Source organism: Tardiphaga sp. 20_F10_N6_6 (assembly GCF_052076045.1).
Lineage (GTDB): Bacteria > Pseudomonadota > Alphaproteobacteria > Rhizobiales > Xanthobacteraceae > Tardiphaga > Tardiphaga robiniae.
Genome location: NZ_CP197239.1, coordinates 5918691 through 5933936, shown reverse-complemented (window position 1 = coordinate 5933936; position 15246 = coordinate 5918691). Strand labels below are relative to the sequence as shown.

General features: G+C 62.0%; 13 protein-coding genes. 9 read left to right on the top strand and 4 right to left on the bottom strand.

Annotation, left to right across the window (positions count from 1 at the left end):
• Positions 1–3: 3 nt before the first annotated feature.
• Positions 4–819, bottom strand: coding sequence for an ABC transporter permease (locus AB7813_RS28325; protein WP_439082846.1), 816 nt, complete (start codon positions 817–819; stop codon positions 4–6).
• An 8-nt stretch (positions 820–827) separates the two neighbouring features.
• A complete protein-coding gene (locus AB7813_RS28320) occupies positions 828–1832 on the bottom strand; it encodes an ABC transporter substrate-binding protein (RefSeq protein WP_439082847.1) in 1005 nt (334 codons plus the stop codon).
• Between the two features lie 204 nt (positions 1833–2036).
• On the opposite strand from AB7813_RS28320, the gene AB7813_RS28315 reads away from it, so the two are divergent.
• The 9 genes from AB7813_RS28315 (at position 2037) to AB7813_RS28275 (ending at position 12704) form a co-directional block, all read left to right on the top strand.
• Entirely contained in the window at positions 2037–2783 is a 747-nt protein-coding gene (locus AB7813_RS28315) for a GntR family transcriptional regulator (protein ID WP_439082848.1), read from the top strand.
• Positions 2784–2928: 145 nt separating this feature from the next.
• Positions 2929–3903 carry an NAD-dependent epimerase/dehydratase family protein gene (locus tag AB7813_RS28310; RefSeq protein ID WP_439082849.1) on the top strand — a complete coding sequence of 325 codons (975 nt, stop codon included), beginning with the start codon at positions 2929–2931 and terminating at the stop codon, positions 3901–3903.
• 4 nt (positions 3904–3907) lie between these two features.
• Positions 3908–4666 (top strand): SDR family oxidoreductase, encoded by a 759-nt coding sequence (locus tag AB7813_RS28305; protein ID WP_439070592.1) that lies wholly within the window; start codon positions 3908–3910, stop codon positions 4664–4666.
• Positions 4663–6093 carry an NAD(P)-binding domain-containing protein gene (locus AB7813_RS28300; protein ID WP_439082850.1) on the top strand — a complete coding sequence of 477 codons (1431 nt, stop codon included), beginning with the start codon at positions 4663–4665 and terminating at the stop codon, positions 6091–6093. Before AB7813_RS28305 ends, AB7813_RS28300 begins: the two co-directional genes overlap by 4 nt.
• 150 nt (positions 6094–6243) lie before the next feature.
• On the top strand, positions 6244–7860 hold the full coding sequence (locus AB7813_RS28295; protein ID WP_439082851.1) for an ABC transporter substrate-binding protein: 1617 nt from the start codon (positions 6244–6246) through the stop codon (positions 7858–7860).
• A gap of 112 nt (positions 7861–7972) precedes the next feature.
• Complete coding sequence (locus tag AB7813_RS28290) at positions 7973–9004, top strand: ABC transporter permease (RefSeq protein WP_170849808.1); 1032 nt, start codon at positions 7973–7975, stop codon at positions 9002–9004.
• A complete protein-coding gene (locus tag AB7813_RS28285; protein WP_439082852.1) occupies positions 9001–9849 on the top strand; it encodes an ABC transporter permease in 849 nt (282 codons plus the stop codon). Before AB7813_RS28290 ends, AB7813_RS28285 begins: the two co-directional genes overlap by 4 nt.
• The gene (nikE, locus tag AB7813_RS28280) at positions 9846–11546 is read left to right on the top strand and encodes a nickel ABC transporter ATP-binding protein NikE (protein WP_439082853.1); all 1701 of its coding nucleotides are present in this window, start codon (positions 9846–9848) and stop codon (positions 11544–11546) included. Before AB7813_RS28285 ends, nikE begins: the two co-directional genes overlap by 4 nt.
• A 177-nt stretch (positions 11547–11723) precedes the next feature.
• Entirely contained in the window at positions 11724–12704 is a 981-nt protein-coding gene (locus AB7813_RS28275) for a Bug family tripartite tricarboxylate transporter substrate binding protein (RefSeq protein WP_439082854.1), read from the top strand.
• 50 nt (positions 12705–12754) lie between these two features.
• Here AB7813_RS28275 and AB7813_RS28270 read toward each other — a convergent pair whose 3' ends face one another.
• Both AB7813_RS28270 and AB7813_RS28265 read right to left on the bottom strand, forming a co-directional pair.
• Entirely contained in the window at positions 12755–14410 is a 1656-nt protein-coding gene (locus AB7813_RS28270) for a dipeptide ABC transporter ATP-binding protein (RefSeq protein WP_439063155.1), read from the bottom strand.
• 5 nt (positions 14411–14415) lie between these two features.
• Positions 14416–15246 (bottom strand): ABC transporter permease, encoded by an 831-nt coding sequence (locus AB7813_RS28265; RefSeq protein ID WP_089268033.1) that lies wholly within the window; start codon positions 15244–15246, stop codon positions 14416–14418.

The window sequence follows — 15246 nt, the reverse complement described above, 5'->3', positions numbered from 1 at the left end:
GACCTAGCTCTCCCCGCTCTGGATCGTCGTGTTGCGCTGCCAGTGCAGCACGCGCGCCATCACGAGACGGATGCCGAAGTCGCTGAGAAAACCGAGCAGACCGATGCTGGCCATCGCAGCCAGCACAAGGTCGTAGCGCAGGAAATAATAGGAATCCCACAGCACATAGCCGAGACCGCTTTTCACAGCGACCATCTCCGCCGTCACCGTCAGCATCCAGGCCGAGCCGATGCCGATCCGCAGACCGGCAAAGATGCTGGGCAGCGCGGCCGGCAGCACGATGAAGCGCAGCAGTTGGCGATTGCCGCCGCCGACCATCGCGCCGGCGCGGATCAGATTGCGATCGCAGGTCTTCACGCCGTGAATCGTATTGAGCAGGATCGGAAAAAACGCACCGAGGAACACCAGGAAAATCGCCGGCTTGTTGGCGATGCCGAACCAGATGATGGCAAGCGGAATCCACGATACCGGCGGGATCGGCCGCAGCGTCTGCAGCGTCGGCTCGATGATCACCTCGACAGTGCGGGACCACCCGATGGCGACCCCGACCGACACGGCCAGCGCCGTGGCGATGGCGAAGCCCGCGAGAACGCGCGACAGACTGGCGAGCATGTCGAACAGCCAGTGGCCGCTATAGGTCTGGGTATTGCCGTCGGTGCCCAACACCCAATCCGCCCAAGCCCAGGCCACGGTGGAAGGCGCCGGCAACAGCGCCGCCGGCAGTGCGCCGGATCGGGAAAACGCTTCCCAGCCCGTCAGAATCAGGACCGGTACGACATACCGATCCAGCCGTCTCAACATCGCGACGATTTGGCGCATCACCGGACTCAGTAACCGAGTTCGGATTTCGGCTTGCCGGTGGCAGCCTCCAGGAAGCGGTAGTCCATGTTCTTCTCGACGGCCGCCGAAACGTCGGAATTGATATATTTCAGGTCGCGCATCATCGCTGCGATGGCGAGCGCCGATGCGCGGTACATCTTCGGATCCGGATCGAGGTTTTCGACAGCGCCTGTGGCGATGGCCTTATCGAGGCCGGTGATCTTGGAAATCACGTCGATCAGGGCACCCTTGTCCGCCGCGACGAATTCATCGACTTTCACAACCGCACGCACGGTCTCTTCGAGCTGCTTCGGCTTATCCTTGACGACATCGGATCGCGTCAGGATCAGGTTGGTGAGCTTTCCCGCCGCCTGATCGTAGGGAAGGCCAAACATCTTGGCGGCCTTGGCCTGAAGGATCTGGGTGGCGAAGGGCTCCACGGTGCAGATTAGCTCGATTTCACCGCGACGCAGCGCCTGAAGGTGATCGGAGGGATTGGGAATGTTGACGAACTGCACATCCTTATTGATGTCGATGCCCTGCTTGGCAAAGGCGCCGCGCATATGAATGTCCTGCGCGTTGCCGCGGGACGCCGCAACGCGGAATGGCTTTCCCGCTGCCTTGTAGTCAGCGATGACTTTCTTGAGCGAAGCCCAGTCATTCAGAACGATCGACAGATCATTACCGACCAACATTGCTGAACCGCCATTGACCTGCCCGGAAATAGCGACCACGTCGAAACCCTTGTCGAGCGCGATAGCATAATGAAGATAGGTCACCTGGGCGACGTCGATGTTCTTCGAGACAAGCGCAGTCAGCGCATCCGTGCCTGTGTTAAATCCAACCGCATCGATCTGAACGCCCTTGGCGTATTGCGGGGTAAGCGACATCGGTGTGCAATGGGCACATTTCGCATAGCCGAGCTTGATCACCGACTCGGACTGGGCCATCGCGGCCGGGGCAATCGATGCCAAACAAAGCGCAATCAGAATGCCGAGCAGATTTTTCTTCATCGTCGCAATCTCCGGAGCGGGTGGCGGTGAATTCACGATACGTCCACACTCAGCAAGCCCCATGCCAATCCGGATACGATATACAATCACAAAATTATCTAGTAATATCAATTACTATGAATTATCGTTATCTCGACTTCGATGCTCCATTTTTGGGCGAAGGATGTCATTTGGAGGCAACCTCGCCACCCGAGAGACTGAACCATGAGTGAGATTGCCCCACGCGCGAAGCTTCGCACGCGCTTCAAGCCGACGCGGCTGAAGCTCTCCTCGGATCATTCAAAACGGCCGCTGGACCGTATGTCGCTGCACGATCAACTCGTCGCGAAGGTGCGCGAAATGATTGTCGATGGCGAACTCCAGGCCGGAGCCCCTTTGCCAGAAAAGATGTTGTGCGAAACGTTCGGCGTATCGCGCACACCCTTGCGCGAAGCATTCAAGATACTGGCCTCCGAAGGGCTGATCGAACTGCGCCCTCACCGCACCCCTGTCGTCACCCCGGTCGACAGGGAAGAAATCGCAAACAGCTTTGCGATCATGGTCGCACTGGACGGCGTTGCCGGCGCCGAGGCCGCAATGCGCGCGACGGATGAAGATATTGCCCGGCTCAGTGCGATGCACGACCAGCTTGTTACCCTTCATCGCGAAGCATCGCGCCCGGCCTATTTCAGGCTGAACCAGGACATCCATATCGAGATTACCAGGCTCGCCAAAAATCCCGTGCTCCTCAATATCTGGACGACGTTGAACGCGAATATCTATCGGGCGCGGGCCACCGCCAATTATGACGCGGCACGGTGGACGGAATCCGTCAGGGAACACGAGGCTTTCATGGCCCTGCTTCGCGCGCGCGACGCGCAAGGATTTGCGGCCTCCCTCAGCGCGCATACGCGCAAGACGGGCGATGCCGTTCTTGCGACGTTGAAGATTGCGACCGATGCGAAGACCTAGCAGACCTCTATCACGACGAATAAAGCCTAGGCCCGTATCGCTGCACACCGCATAATCGCCAAGCGCCTGCAAAACGTGCTTTGGGCATGGAGCACAATGGTCCAAACAGGGGCGAAGGACCGCTCCGCGGTTCATAGGCTGATCGATGAAGATTCTCGTTTTTGGCGGCACCGGCTTTGTCGGGCTGAATATCGCGGAAGCCCTGTTGAAGCGCGGCCATGTGGTGACCCTGTTCGACCGTTCGGGCCTGCCACCGGCGGCGCAGCTTGCCTTCGCTGACTATGGCGACAGGCTTTCGGTGATCATCGGCGATGTGCTCGACCGGACATTGATCGACAGTGTCATCGCGGCCGGCTTCGATGCCATTGTTCTCGGCGCTGCGATCACGGCAAGCACAGAGCGCGATGCCGCCGACCCGGAAAACGTCCTGCAAGTCAACCTGATGGCGCAAACGCCGATCCTCGCGGCAGCACGCCGCAATGGCGTCAAACGCGTGATCAATCTGTCGTCCGCCGGCGCCTACGGCGCCTCGGCGTTTAAATATCCCCTGCTCGATGAAGAACTGCCCTGCGATCCCGTCTCGCTCTACGCGATCACCAAATTTGCATCGGAAAAAGTCGCCGCGCGCCTCGCCGCGCTCTGGCAGACCGATTTCATTAGCGTGCGGCTCAGCGCCGTGTTTGGACCATGGGAGCGTGCAACAGGCGTACGGGATACGCTCAGCCCGCTGATGCAGATTTTCACGGCGCACGCGAAGCAGAGCGCCGCCATTCTGGTCCGTTCCGGCGTGCGGGACTGGATCTATGCGCCTGATGTCGCCGATGCCATGACTTTGCTGATCGAGGCGCCGAAGACGCAGCATCGCCTCTACAACATCTCAACCGCCACGCCGTGGTCAGCGCTGGAATGGGGCCAACAATTGGCAGAATCCAATCCGGGCTTTGTTTGCCGCCTGGCCAGCGTCGGCGAAACCCCAACCATCGATCTGCACAGTGACAGCGACAGGGCACCGCTATCGGTCGCGCGATTGGAGCAGGAATTCGGATGGCGCGCCAAATTCGGCTGCGCCGACTCAGCCGCGGATCTGATCGACTGGTCGGCGCGGCACAGCATAGGGTGATGACATGAGACTTCAGGGACGTACAGCAATCATCACCGGCGGGGGCTCCGGCATCGGCCAGGCCAGTGCCGTGCTGTTCGCACAGGAAGGCGCGTTTGTCGCACTGGTCGATCGCGACGAGGCCGGCCTGAAAGAAACACTGGCGATGCTGCCTAATGCAAACGAGGCATCGATGCATGTCGGCGATGTCGGCGACGGCGATTTTGCGCAGACCGTGGTCGGGGAGATCGTCGCGCGGCGCGGTCAGCTCGACGTGTTGATGACCTCGGCCGGCTTTTCCTGCGGCGGCACCGTGGTGACCACAGCGCCAGAAGATTGGGACGCCGTGTTTCGCACCAATGTCGGCGGCACCTGGCTATGGGCGCGCGCGGCCATTCCGCAGATGCAGAAGCAGGGCAAGGGATCGATCATCACGCTGGCCTCGCAATTGGCCATTGCCGGCGGCAAGGGCAATAGCGCCTATATCGCGGCGAAAGGCGCGATCATCAGCCTGACGCGCACCATGGCGGTGGATTTCGCGACTGATGGCATTCGCGTCAATGCGATCGCGCCGGGCGCTATCGACACGCCGCTGCTGCGCCGCAGTTTCGCGCGCCATGCGGACCCCGCCCCCGTGCGCGATGCTTCGCGCAATCGTCACGCCATGAAGCGGTTCGGTCTGGCCGAGGAAGTCGCGCAGACCGCGCTGCATCTGGCGAGCGATGCATCCTCGTTCACGACCGGCACGGTCATGCCGGTCGATGGCGGATGGCTCGCAGCATGAGCGACGCTCTCGCAGCGCTGGAAGCGCAGGTCCGCGCCGATCTCCACAAGATCGCCCATCCGAACATGCCGTGGCTGCAGCCGAAATCCGCGCCGGACGGCACAGCCGCGCTGGACGTGCTGATCGTCGGCGCCGGCCAGGGCGGCGTCACAGCGGCCTTTGGCCTGCTACGATCGCAGGTCACCAATATACTCGTTGTCGACAAAAGCGCAGAAGGCCGCGAAGGCCCCTGGCTCACCTACGCCCGCATGCCGACGCTGCGCAGCCCCAAACACTTCACCGGCCCCGATCTCGATATCCCCGCTCTCACCTATCAGTCATGGCACGAAGCCATGTTCGGGAAGGATCACTGGCAGGCGCTCGATCGCATCCCGCGAGGACACTGGGCGGACTATCTGCTGTGGTTCAGGCGCATCACCGGCGTGCCTGTACGCAATGGCTGCGAAATCCTGGACATTGGACCTGCCGCGAACGGCTTGCTTGCAGCAACCGTACAAGGCGTCGACGGCATCGAAATCATCCATGCGCGCAAGGTGCTGCTGGCGACCGGACAGGAAGGCATGGGCAACTGGATGATCCCGGAGCAACTCCAGCACCTGCCATCGTCGCTTTGCGTGAATGCATCCGCGGATATCGATTTCGAAGCCCTGCGTGGCAAGACCGTCGCCGTGATCGGCGCCGGCGCATCCGCCTTCGACAATGCAGCGACCGCGCTCGAAGCCGGCGCTGAGGTGCACCTGTTGTGCCGCCGCGCGGAAATCCAGATCGTGCAGCCCTATCACTGGCTGACGTTCCGCGGGCTGCTGCGTCACTTCAGTGAGCTCGACGATGTCTGGCGCTGGCGCTTCATGCGCCGGCTGATGGACTTGCGCGAAGGCTTCCCACAGCCGACATGGGATCGCTGCGCGCGGCATGCAGGCTTTCACCTGCATGAGAACACGCCCATTCAGTCAGCACAAAAAATAGGCAGCCAAGTTACGCTGCAGACACCACAGGGTACCTTCACCGCAGACTTCGTGATCTGCGGCACCGGCATCGACATGGATTTCTCGACTCGTCGGGAATTGCAGAATTGCGTGGGTAATATCGCGACCTGGTCCGATCGCTATCAGCCGCCGGATACCGAGCTCAGCCCACGCCTCGGTCGTTTCCCCTATCTCGCGGACGATTATGCGCTGATGGAACGTGTTCCCGGCATCACGCCGTGGATCTCCGACATCCATCTTTTCGCAATTGCGTCCACCATGAGCTTCGGCCCCTCGGGGTCGTCGATCAATGCGATGACCACCGCGATTCCGAAACTGGTGCATGGTCTGACGCGCGGCTTGTTCCGCGCGGATATCGAGCGATACTGGACCGCGTTCGAGGCTTACGACGTTCCACAAGTGACCATTGCAAGGGCGACGGAAGCTGCGGCAAAAAGCTAAAGGGCCAAATTATCCCGACGGGGAAAGTTCTCCGCTTGGCACCTATCGACCATCGTTTGGCGCGTTCCTTGCTTCAGTGGACGAGTCGCTCGACAGCCTCGGCACTGACGAGTCCGTTCAGAGTTTCCGTCGAATTCAGAGGATAGGGTTATGGGACTGATCTATTCCAAGCAGATGCTCGGCGCCGCCGCAGCGCTGGCATTTTTCACCGCTGCCGTTCCTGCCAAGGCGCAGACCCGCGCCGAGACGCTGCGTTACGTGACCGGCGCCGCTGTCAACACGCTCGATCCCAATATTCCCGGCTCGACCCGCGAAGCCTTCGCCGTCAGCCTCTCGACCTATGACCGTCTCGTCTCGTTCGGCCGCAAGCAGCTGAATGGCAAATGGGTGTTCGATCTCGACACGATCCGCGGCGAACTCGCAGAGTCCTACTCTGTCAGCCCGGATGGCCTGAAGATCACCTTCAAGCTGCGCAACGACGCGAAATTCCAGGACGGCTCGCCGGTCACGGCCGAGGACGTGAAGTGGTCGCTCGACCGCGCCGTCACCGCCAAGATCCTTGGCAAGGCGCAGCTGCTGACCGGTTCGCTCACCGATGCCAGCCAGTTCAAGGTGATCGATCCCACGACATTCGAAGTAACACTGCCGCAGCCGGACAAACTGGCGCTGCCAAACCTCGCAACCGTCTATCCGATCATCATCAATTCGAAAGTCGCCAAGGCCCACGCCACCGAGGAAGATCCGTGGGCACAGGCCTGGCTGAAGGAAAACACCGCCGGATCGGGCGCCTATATCGTCGAAACCTTCAAGCCCGGCGAGCAGGTCATCCTCAAGCGTAACGACGCCTGGAATCGTGCCGCCGGCGACAAGCAGGCCTTCTTCAAGCGCCTGATCATCCAGTCGGTGCCGGAGCCGGCAACGCGCGCCAACCTGGTTGAAAAGGGTGACGCCGATATCGTCATCGATCTGCAGGCCAGCGACGCGCAGGCGTTAGAGGCCAAGGGCAAGCTGCAGGTGATCTCGACGCCGCAGTATAACGCCATCACCTTCATCTCGATGAACAACCAGATGGCTCCCTTCGACAAGCCGGACGTGCGTCGCGCCGTGGCCTATGCGCTGCCTTATGACGACATGTTCAAGGCGGCACTCTTCAGCCGCGGTGATTTGCTGGCCGGCGCGACCTGGGCCGACGGCAAGCCGCCATCGGGCGCGTTCCCGATCAAGCAGCCGATCAAACTCGACCTCGAAAAAGCCAAGGCCTATCTGAAGGCCGCAGGCTATCCGGACGGTTTCTCGACCACGTTCAGCTTCAATGTGGGCCAGTCGGCGACGGCTGAGCCGATGGCTGCGCTGCTGAAGGAATCGCTGGCCAAGATCGGCATCAAGGTCGATATCCAGAAACTGCCGGACGCACAGATGTCGACGCAGATCACCGAAAAGAAACTGCCCTTCTTTACCGAAGGCATCGTCGCCTGGCTGCCATCGACCGACTACTTCTACCGCAACTTCTACACTGGCAATCAGCGCTGGAACTACAGCTCTATCGACAATGCCGAGCTGACCGCGGTCGCGCAAAAGGCTCGTTTCGAGGCTGACAAGGCCAAGTACGAAGCCGACGGCAAGGTGCTGAACGCGATGAACTTCGACCTGATGCCCCAGATTCCGCTGTGGCAGCCGAGCCAGGACGCGGTGATGGCCTCGAACCTGACGGGCTACACTTATCAGTTCCATCGCCAGGTCGATTACCGCGACCTCAGCCGGAAGTGATCATTCGAGCACCACGCGAGCGAATCCCGAAGCGCCTCTCAGCGGCGCTTCGGATTTACGCAGCTTGCGACCTTCACTGCAGCGAGCTGCCCATGACTACAAGTAACCGATCATGACGACTCTGGGCGCAACGGCCATCCGCGCAGCGCGACGCTTCGCATCCTCTTTGCCTGCGTTGTTCGGCGTGCTGATCTTCACCTTCCTGCTGATGCGCGTCTTGCCGGGCGATCCCGCCGTGTTCTTTGCCTCCGGACCCAACTCCGGCAAGGAAGAGATCGAGACCATCCGCAAACAGATGGGTCTCGACAAGCCCGTGCCACAGCAACTGTTCCTGTATCTCTACGACGTCGGCCGCGGCAATCTTGGCCGCTCGCTGATGACGGGCCAGAACGTTACCAAGGACCTGCGTGAGCGCCTGCCCGCCTCCCTCGAACTGACCTTCTCGGCACTCCTGATCGCACTTGTTCTCGCAATCCCGCTGGGTGTCCTTGCGGCACTGAAACCAGGATCGCTGGTCGATCACGGCGTGAGGCTATTCTGCGCGCTCGGGGTCTGTGTCCCGACCTTCGTGTCGGGCCTGCTGCTGATCTATATCTTCTATTATCTGTTCGGCGTGTCGCCCGATCCGACCGGGCGCGTCGATATCTTCACGACGCTGCCGCCAGCACATACCGGCTTCCTGTTGATCGACTTTGCGCTCGCCGGCGACTTCGATGGCTGGTGGGCCGCGTTCAAGCAATTGATCCTGCCGGCCTGCACCATGGCGCTGTTTGTGATCGCCCCGTTGGCGCGTATCACCCGCGCCTCGATGCTGGCCTCGCTCGGCAGCGACTTCGTTCGCACCGCGCGTTCTGTCGGCCTGTCATGGTGGCGCATCATCGTCACCTATGCGCTGCGTAATGCGATCCTGCCTGTCATCACCATTGCCGGCATCGTGTTCTCGACCATGCTCGGCGCCAATGTGCTGGTGGAGAAAGTGTTTTCCTGGCCCGGCGTCGCCTCCTACGCGCTCGATGCGCTGCTGTCGTCGGACTATGCACCGGTGCAGGGCTTCGTGCTGTTGATGGCGTCGGTCTTCGTTATCGTCAATCTCGTCGTCGATGTGCTCTATGGCATCGCCGATCCCAGGATTTCCATCGGATGAGCAGCGCAACACTTCAACACGCCGCCTTCATCCTGCGCGGCAACCCCATTACCGGTGTCGCCGCCATCGGTGCATCGCTGCTGATCTTTGTCGGCATTTTCGGTCCGTGGATCGTGCCCTATGATCCCATCGCGTCAAACGTTCAGAACGCGCTGATGCCACCGAGTGCCGCGCATTGGGCCGGCACCGACCAGCTCGGCCGTGATGTGTTCAGCCGCATCATCGTCGCCGCACAGCTCGACCTCGCCATCGCCGTCTCTGCGGTCGGTATCTCCTTCGCGCTGGGCGCCGTCATCGGTGCCCTCTGCGGCTATTCGGGCGGCAAGCTGGATCGCGCTGTTGGCCGCTTCGTCGACGTGCTGATGGCGTTCCCGCTATTCGTGCTGGCCATGGCCATGGTCGCCGCCCTCGGCAATCGCGTCGAGAACATCGTGATCGCCACCGCCATCATCAACCTGCCGTTCTATATCCGCTTTGCACGCGCAGAAGTGAACGTGCGCCGCAACCTGGGCTGGGTCGAGGCCGCTCGCGCTTGCGGCGACAGCCATGTCTCCGTCGTACTGCGCTTTTTGCTGCCGAACGTGCTGCCCGCGATGGTGGTGCAGATGTCGCTCAATCTCGGCTGGGCCATTATCAATGCCGCCGGTCTCTCCTTCATTGGCCTTGGCGTGAAACCACCGACGCCGGAATGGGGCATCATGGTCGCCGAAGGCGCGCGCTTTATCTCCACTGGCAAATGGTGGCTGGTCGCCTTCCCTGGCCTGGCGCTGATGCTCGCTGTGCTGTGCTTCAATCTGCTCGGCGACGGGCTGCGTGATATTCTTGATCCTAGACAACGTACATGAGCGCAGCGAACGTGATGACGACACCGAAACCGCTGCTCGATATCGAAAACCTTCAGGTCACCTTCTCCACACGCCGCGGCCCGGTCGAGGCCGTGCGCGGAATTTCGTTGTCGCTTGCCGAGGGCGAAACGCTAGGGATCGTCGGTGAGAGCGGCTCCGGAAAATCCGTCACGGGTTTTGCGATGACACGCCTACTGGACGCGTCGGGCAAGATCTCCGGCGGCCGTATCTCGTTCCGCGATCGGGACATCACCAAGATGACCAGCGCCAGCCTGCGTGAGATGCACGGCTCGGCAATGGCGATGATTTTCCAGAATCCGCGCGGCGCGCTCAATCCGATCCGCGCTATCGGCCAGCAGATCGCCGATGCCATTCTGGCGCATCGCAAGATCTCCGCCTCCGAGGCACGCGCGCAATCCCTCGAATTGCTGCGTGCGGTGAAAATCCGCGATCCCGAAAAGCGCATGAACGCCTATCCGCACGAACTCTCTGGCGGCATGTGCCAACGCGTGATGATCGCCATGGCGATCTCCAGCAATCCGGCGTTGCTGATCGCGGATGAGCCGACAACCGGCCTCGACGTCACCACGCAGAAAGTGGTGATGGATCTCCTCGCTAACATCGCCGCCGAGCGGGGTATGGCGACGATCCTCATCACCCACGATCTCGGCCTCGCCGCCCGCTATTGCCGCCGCGTCGTGGTGATGGAACAGGGCAGACTGGTCGAGGAGGCCGACGCCCTGACGCTGTTCCGGTCGCCGCAGCATCCCTACACCAAGCGGCTCGTCGCAGCGTCGCCAACCGCAACCTCGCGGGTCGAGGATCTCGTGACCGACGACGAGAAGCTGCTGGTACCGGCCGTCCCCCTCGCTCCGCCGCCAAAGCCGGCGCATGGCACGCCGCCGCTGCTGGAAGTTCTCGATCTCGTCAAACGTTTCGACGACGGCACTGTTGGCGTCGAGAATTTCTCGATGGCGATTGCGCCTGGCGAAAGCGTTGGACTTGTCGGCGAATCCGGCTCCGGCAAGAGCACGACCTCGCGCATGATCTGCCGTTTGCTCGATCAGACCGAAGGCACCATCAATTTCAACGGCCAGTCGATCAGCCATATTCCCGCGCGCGAATTCCACCGGGCGCCGCAGCGCCGCGAGATCCAGATCGTCTTCCAGGACCCGAACGACAGCCTCAATCCGCGCTTCAACGCCTTCGACTGTATCGCGCATCCGCTGATCCGCCTGCTCGGCATGCGCAATGGAGCGGCGTTGCGCCAGCGTGTCGGCGAATGCGCTCACCGCGTCGGCCTGCCTGCCAATCTGCTGGAACGGTTTCCGCACCAGCTGTCGGGCGGCCAGAAAGCCCGCATCGGCATCGCGCGCGCGATTGCCTGCCGGCCGAAGCTTCTGGTGCTGGACGAGCCGACGGCCGCGCTCGACGTCTCCGTTCAGGCGGTGGTGTTGCAGCTCCTCGACCGTCTGCGCCGCGAAGACAATCTCGCCTTCCTGTTCGTCAGCCACGATCTCAACGTCGTGCGCATGATGTGCCAGCGGACCATCGTGCTGCGCAATGGCGCCATAGTCGAAGAAGGCGAGAGTCATCAGTTGTTCGACAGCCCGAAGACCGACTACACCCGCGAGCTCGTCGATGCAGTTCCGCATATCGAGATGATCGCCGCAGAAAAAATGGCCGCCGGCGCCTAGCCGCGGGTGGCTAGCGGCTAAACGCCTCAACGGACAGCCTTGTCCGGTTCCATTGGCGTAACCATACCGACTATAGTGTGAGTTATACCGGTGCCGGATACCTTGCATCCACAGAGCATCTCGCCGAACATAAGACCAAGCGTCGCCCAATGACGCATCAAGATCGGGAGGATTACCGTGCGGATCAAAGCCGTTCACGTCGCCTTGCTCGCCGTCATGGCGAGCTGTTCGGCCATTACGTCAGGCGCTCACGCCCAGGCGTGGCCTCAGAAACAAGTCACCTTCATCGTGCCCTTCGCAGCCGGCGGCGGCACCGACGCCTTTGCGCGACCACTGGCGGCGCAGCTCGATACCCAGCTTGGCAAGCGCGTCATCATCGAAAACCGCGCCGGTGCCGGGGGCACGGTCGGCGCTTCGGCGGCTGCCAAGGCGGCGCCTGACGGCTACACCTTCTTCATGGGTGCCGCGCATCACGCGATCGCCCCGTCGCTCTATCCCACCCTCGATTATGACATCGAGAAAGACTTCATCCCGGTGGCGCTGATCGCACGACCACCGCAGGTTATCGTGGTCAATCCCGACAAGGTCGCCGCCAAGACACTGGGTGAATTCATCGCCTATGCGAAGGCCAACCCGGACAAGCTCTCCTATGGTTCGGCAGGTGCCGGCACCACGCATCATCTGGCCGGCGAGCTGTTCAAGATCCTGACCCAGACCAAGATCCAGCACGTGCCCTATCGCGGCGCCGGACCGGCCATGCAGGACCTGATCGCCGGTCACGTGCCCGTCGTGTTCGACGGTCTCGGCTCGTCCGCCGCGCCAATCCGCGCGGGGCAACTCCGCGCGCTGGCGATTGCCGCTCCGAAGCGCGTGGCAGCCTTCCCCGATCTGCCGACCGCGGCGGAAGCCGGTTTGCCGAATTATGAAGTCGCCACCTGGTACGGGCTGTTCGCCCCCAAGGGCACGCCGCCCGACGTGGTCGAGCGCATGGCGAAGGAATTGAAAGCTGCATTGCAGGTGCCGGCGATCAAGGAAGCGTGGGAACGCAACGGCTCCGATGTGCCCGATGTGGCCGGTGCCGACTTCGGCAAGATGGTGTCGGCCGAGGTGGCGCGCTGGCGCAAGGTCGTGACCGAGGCCAACGTCAAGCTGGATTGACCTGGTAGAATTACGAAGCCCGCCAGACGCAGAGTCTGGCGGGCTTAATTTTATACGGAAACGACTTCCGCCTGCCTGGCACCCGGACCGGCGAACATCGCGCGGCCGGGAATCGCATCCAGCAGCGCACGCGTATAAGCGTCGCTCGGATTCTGGAAGATCTTCTGCGTTTCGCCCTGCTCGACGATCTCGCCGCGCCGCATCACCACGATGCGGTCGGCGATTTCGGCGGCGACACGCAAGTCATGGGTGATGAAGATCATGGCCAGATTCATCTCCTCGCGCAGTTCGGCGAGGAGCTGCAGCACCTGCGCCTGCACCGACACGTCGAGCGCCGAGACGGCCTCGTCCGCCACCAGCACCGAGGGCTTCAGGGCCAGCGCACGCGCGATACAGATGCGCTGCCGCTGACCGCCGGAGAATTCGTGCGGATAGCGGTTGGCTGCGCTCTCCTGTAGGCCAACGCGGGCCAACAGGCGCTTGGCATCGGCCATGGCTTCCTTGGAGGGCGTGCCATAGGCAATCGGGCCGCCGGCAATCGCGTCGCCGACCTTCTGCCGCGGATCGAGAGCCGCGAAGGGATCCTGGAACACGATCTGAATCTTGCGGCGCATCTGGCGCAATTTCTCCCCGCGCTGTGATAGCAGATCCTTGCCATCGAAATGCACCGAGCCGGTATCAGGCTCGATCAGCCGCATGATCAACCGACCCAGCGTGGACTTGCCCGAACCGGACTCGCCGACGATGGCCACGGTCTCGCGCGCCTTCAGACCGAGCGAGATATTCTGTACTGCATCGGTCCGGCGCGGCGGCAGGAACATGCCCTGCTTGGTGATGAAGGTCTTGTTCAGCCCGACCGCATCGAGCAACGGCTCACCGGTGATCTTGCGATCGGCTTTGGTCAGCGAGCGCGCGCCGGGGACGGCGGCGATCAGGCTCTTGGTGTAATCGTCCTTCGGATTTCGCAGGACCTCGTCGACGGTGCCCTGCTCAACGACACGGCCGTTGCGCATGACCACGACGCGATCAGCGACATCGGCAACAACGCCAAAATCGTGGGTGATCAGCAGCACGCCCATGCCGCGCTCCGACTGCAGCTTCTTCACCAGCGCCAGAATCTGCTTCTGCGTGGTCACGTCGAGCGCGGTGGTCGGCTCGTCGGCCAGCAGCAGCGCCGGATTGTTGGCCATTGCCATCGCGATCATGATGCGCTGGCGCTGGCCACCCGAGAGCTGGAACGGAAAGCTGCGCGCGAGCGCCACCGGATCCGGCAAACCGACGTCGCGGATCAGTTCCTGCACGCGCGCATCCACCGCCTCCTTGGACGGCGTCGGCTTGGTGTGTGTGATGATCGATTCCGCAATCTGCTGGCCGACACGGGCCAGCGGATTGAGCGCGCTGAGTGGCTCCTGGAAAATCATCGAGATCGCGCCGCCGCGCAGCTTGCGCATTGTCGGCTCATCGGCCTTGGCGATGTCGTTACCATTGAAGCTGATGCTGCCCTGCGCAACGCCCGTTCGGTCGGGCAGCAGTCGCAGGATCGCATGCGCGGTCATCGACTTGCCGGAGCCGGACTCGCCGACCAGACAGACGATTTCGTTGCGGTTGACGGTGAGCGATACGTCTTCGATGGCAAAAGGACGATCTGCGCCCGGCGGCAGGCTGATAGAGACGTTCTCGATGGCAAGCAGTGTTTTGTCGGTCATGGATACTATCGCTTGCGTGAGATACGGGGGTTCAGCGTGTCATTGAGACCTTCACCCACGAGATTGATGGCGAGCACCGTGAGCAGGATGGCTAGACCGGGAAACACGCTCATCCACCACGCCTGCCGGATCACGGTGCGCGCAGCGCCGATCATGAAGCCCCACGACATCAGATTGGGATCGCCGAGACCCATGAAGCTCAACGCGCTCTCGATCAGGATGGCGCTGGCGACCGCAAGCGATCCGGTGACGATAATCGGCGAGATCGCGTTCGGCAGGATGCGGCGCAGCACCACGGTCAGCGGACGCTGGCCCTGGCAGACCGCAGCCTGAACGAATTCACGCCCACGCAGCCGCATGAACTCGGCGCGCGTCAGGCGTGCCAGCGGCGGCCAGCTGACGATGCCGATGGCAAAGATGATGTTGGAGATCTTCGGTCCGATGGTCGCGACCAGCAAAATCGCAAGAATGAAGCCCGGGATGGTCTGGAACAGCTCGGTGATGCGCATCATCACCTCATCGACCTTGCCGCCGAAATAGCCGGCGATGGCGCCGATGGTGACGCCGATAACCAGGGAGGTCAGTGTCGAAATGACGCCGATGATCAGCGAGATGCGCGCACCATGCGCGATGCCGGCAGCGACGTCACGGCCGAGCATATCGGAGCCGAGCCAGAGCCCTTCGCTGAACGGCGGCTGGAACGGCGCGCCGACCATATCCCAGGGGTCGTCGGGGAACAGCCACGGAGCCGTCACCGCGAGGAGGACCACCGCGAGGAGGACGATCAGACCAATCATCCCGGTGGGATGGCGGAGAAACGATTTGAGCGTAGACAT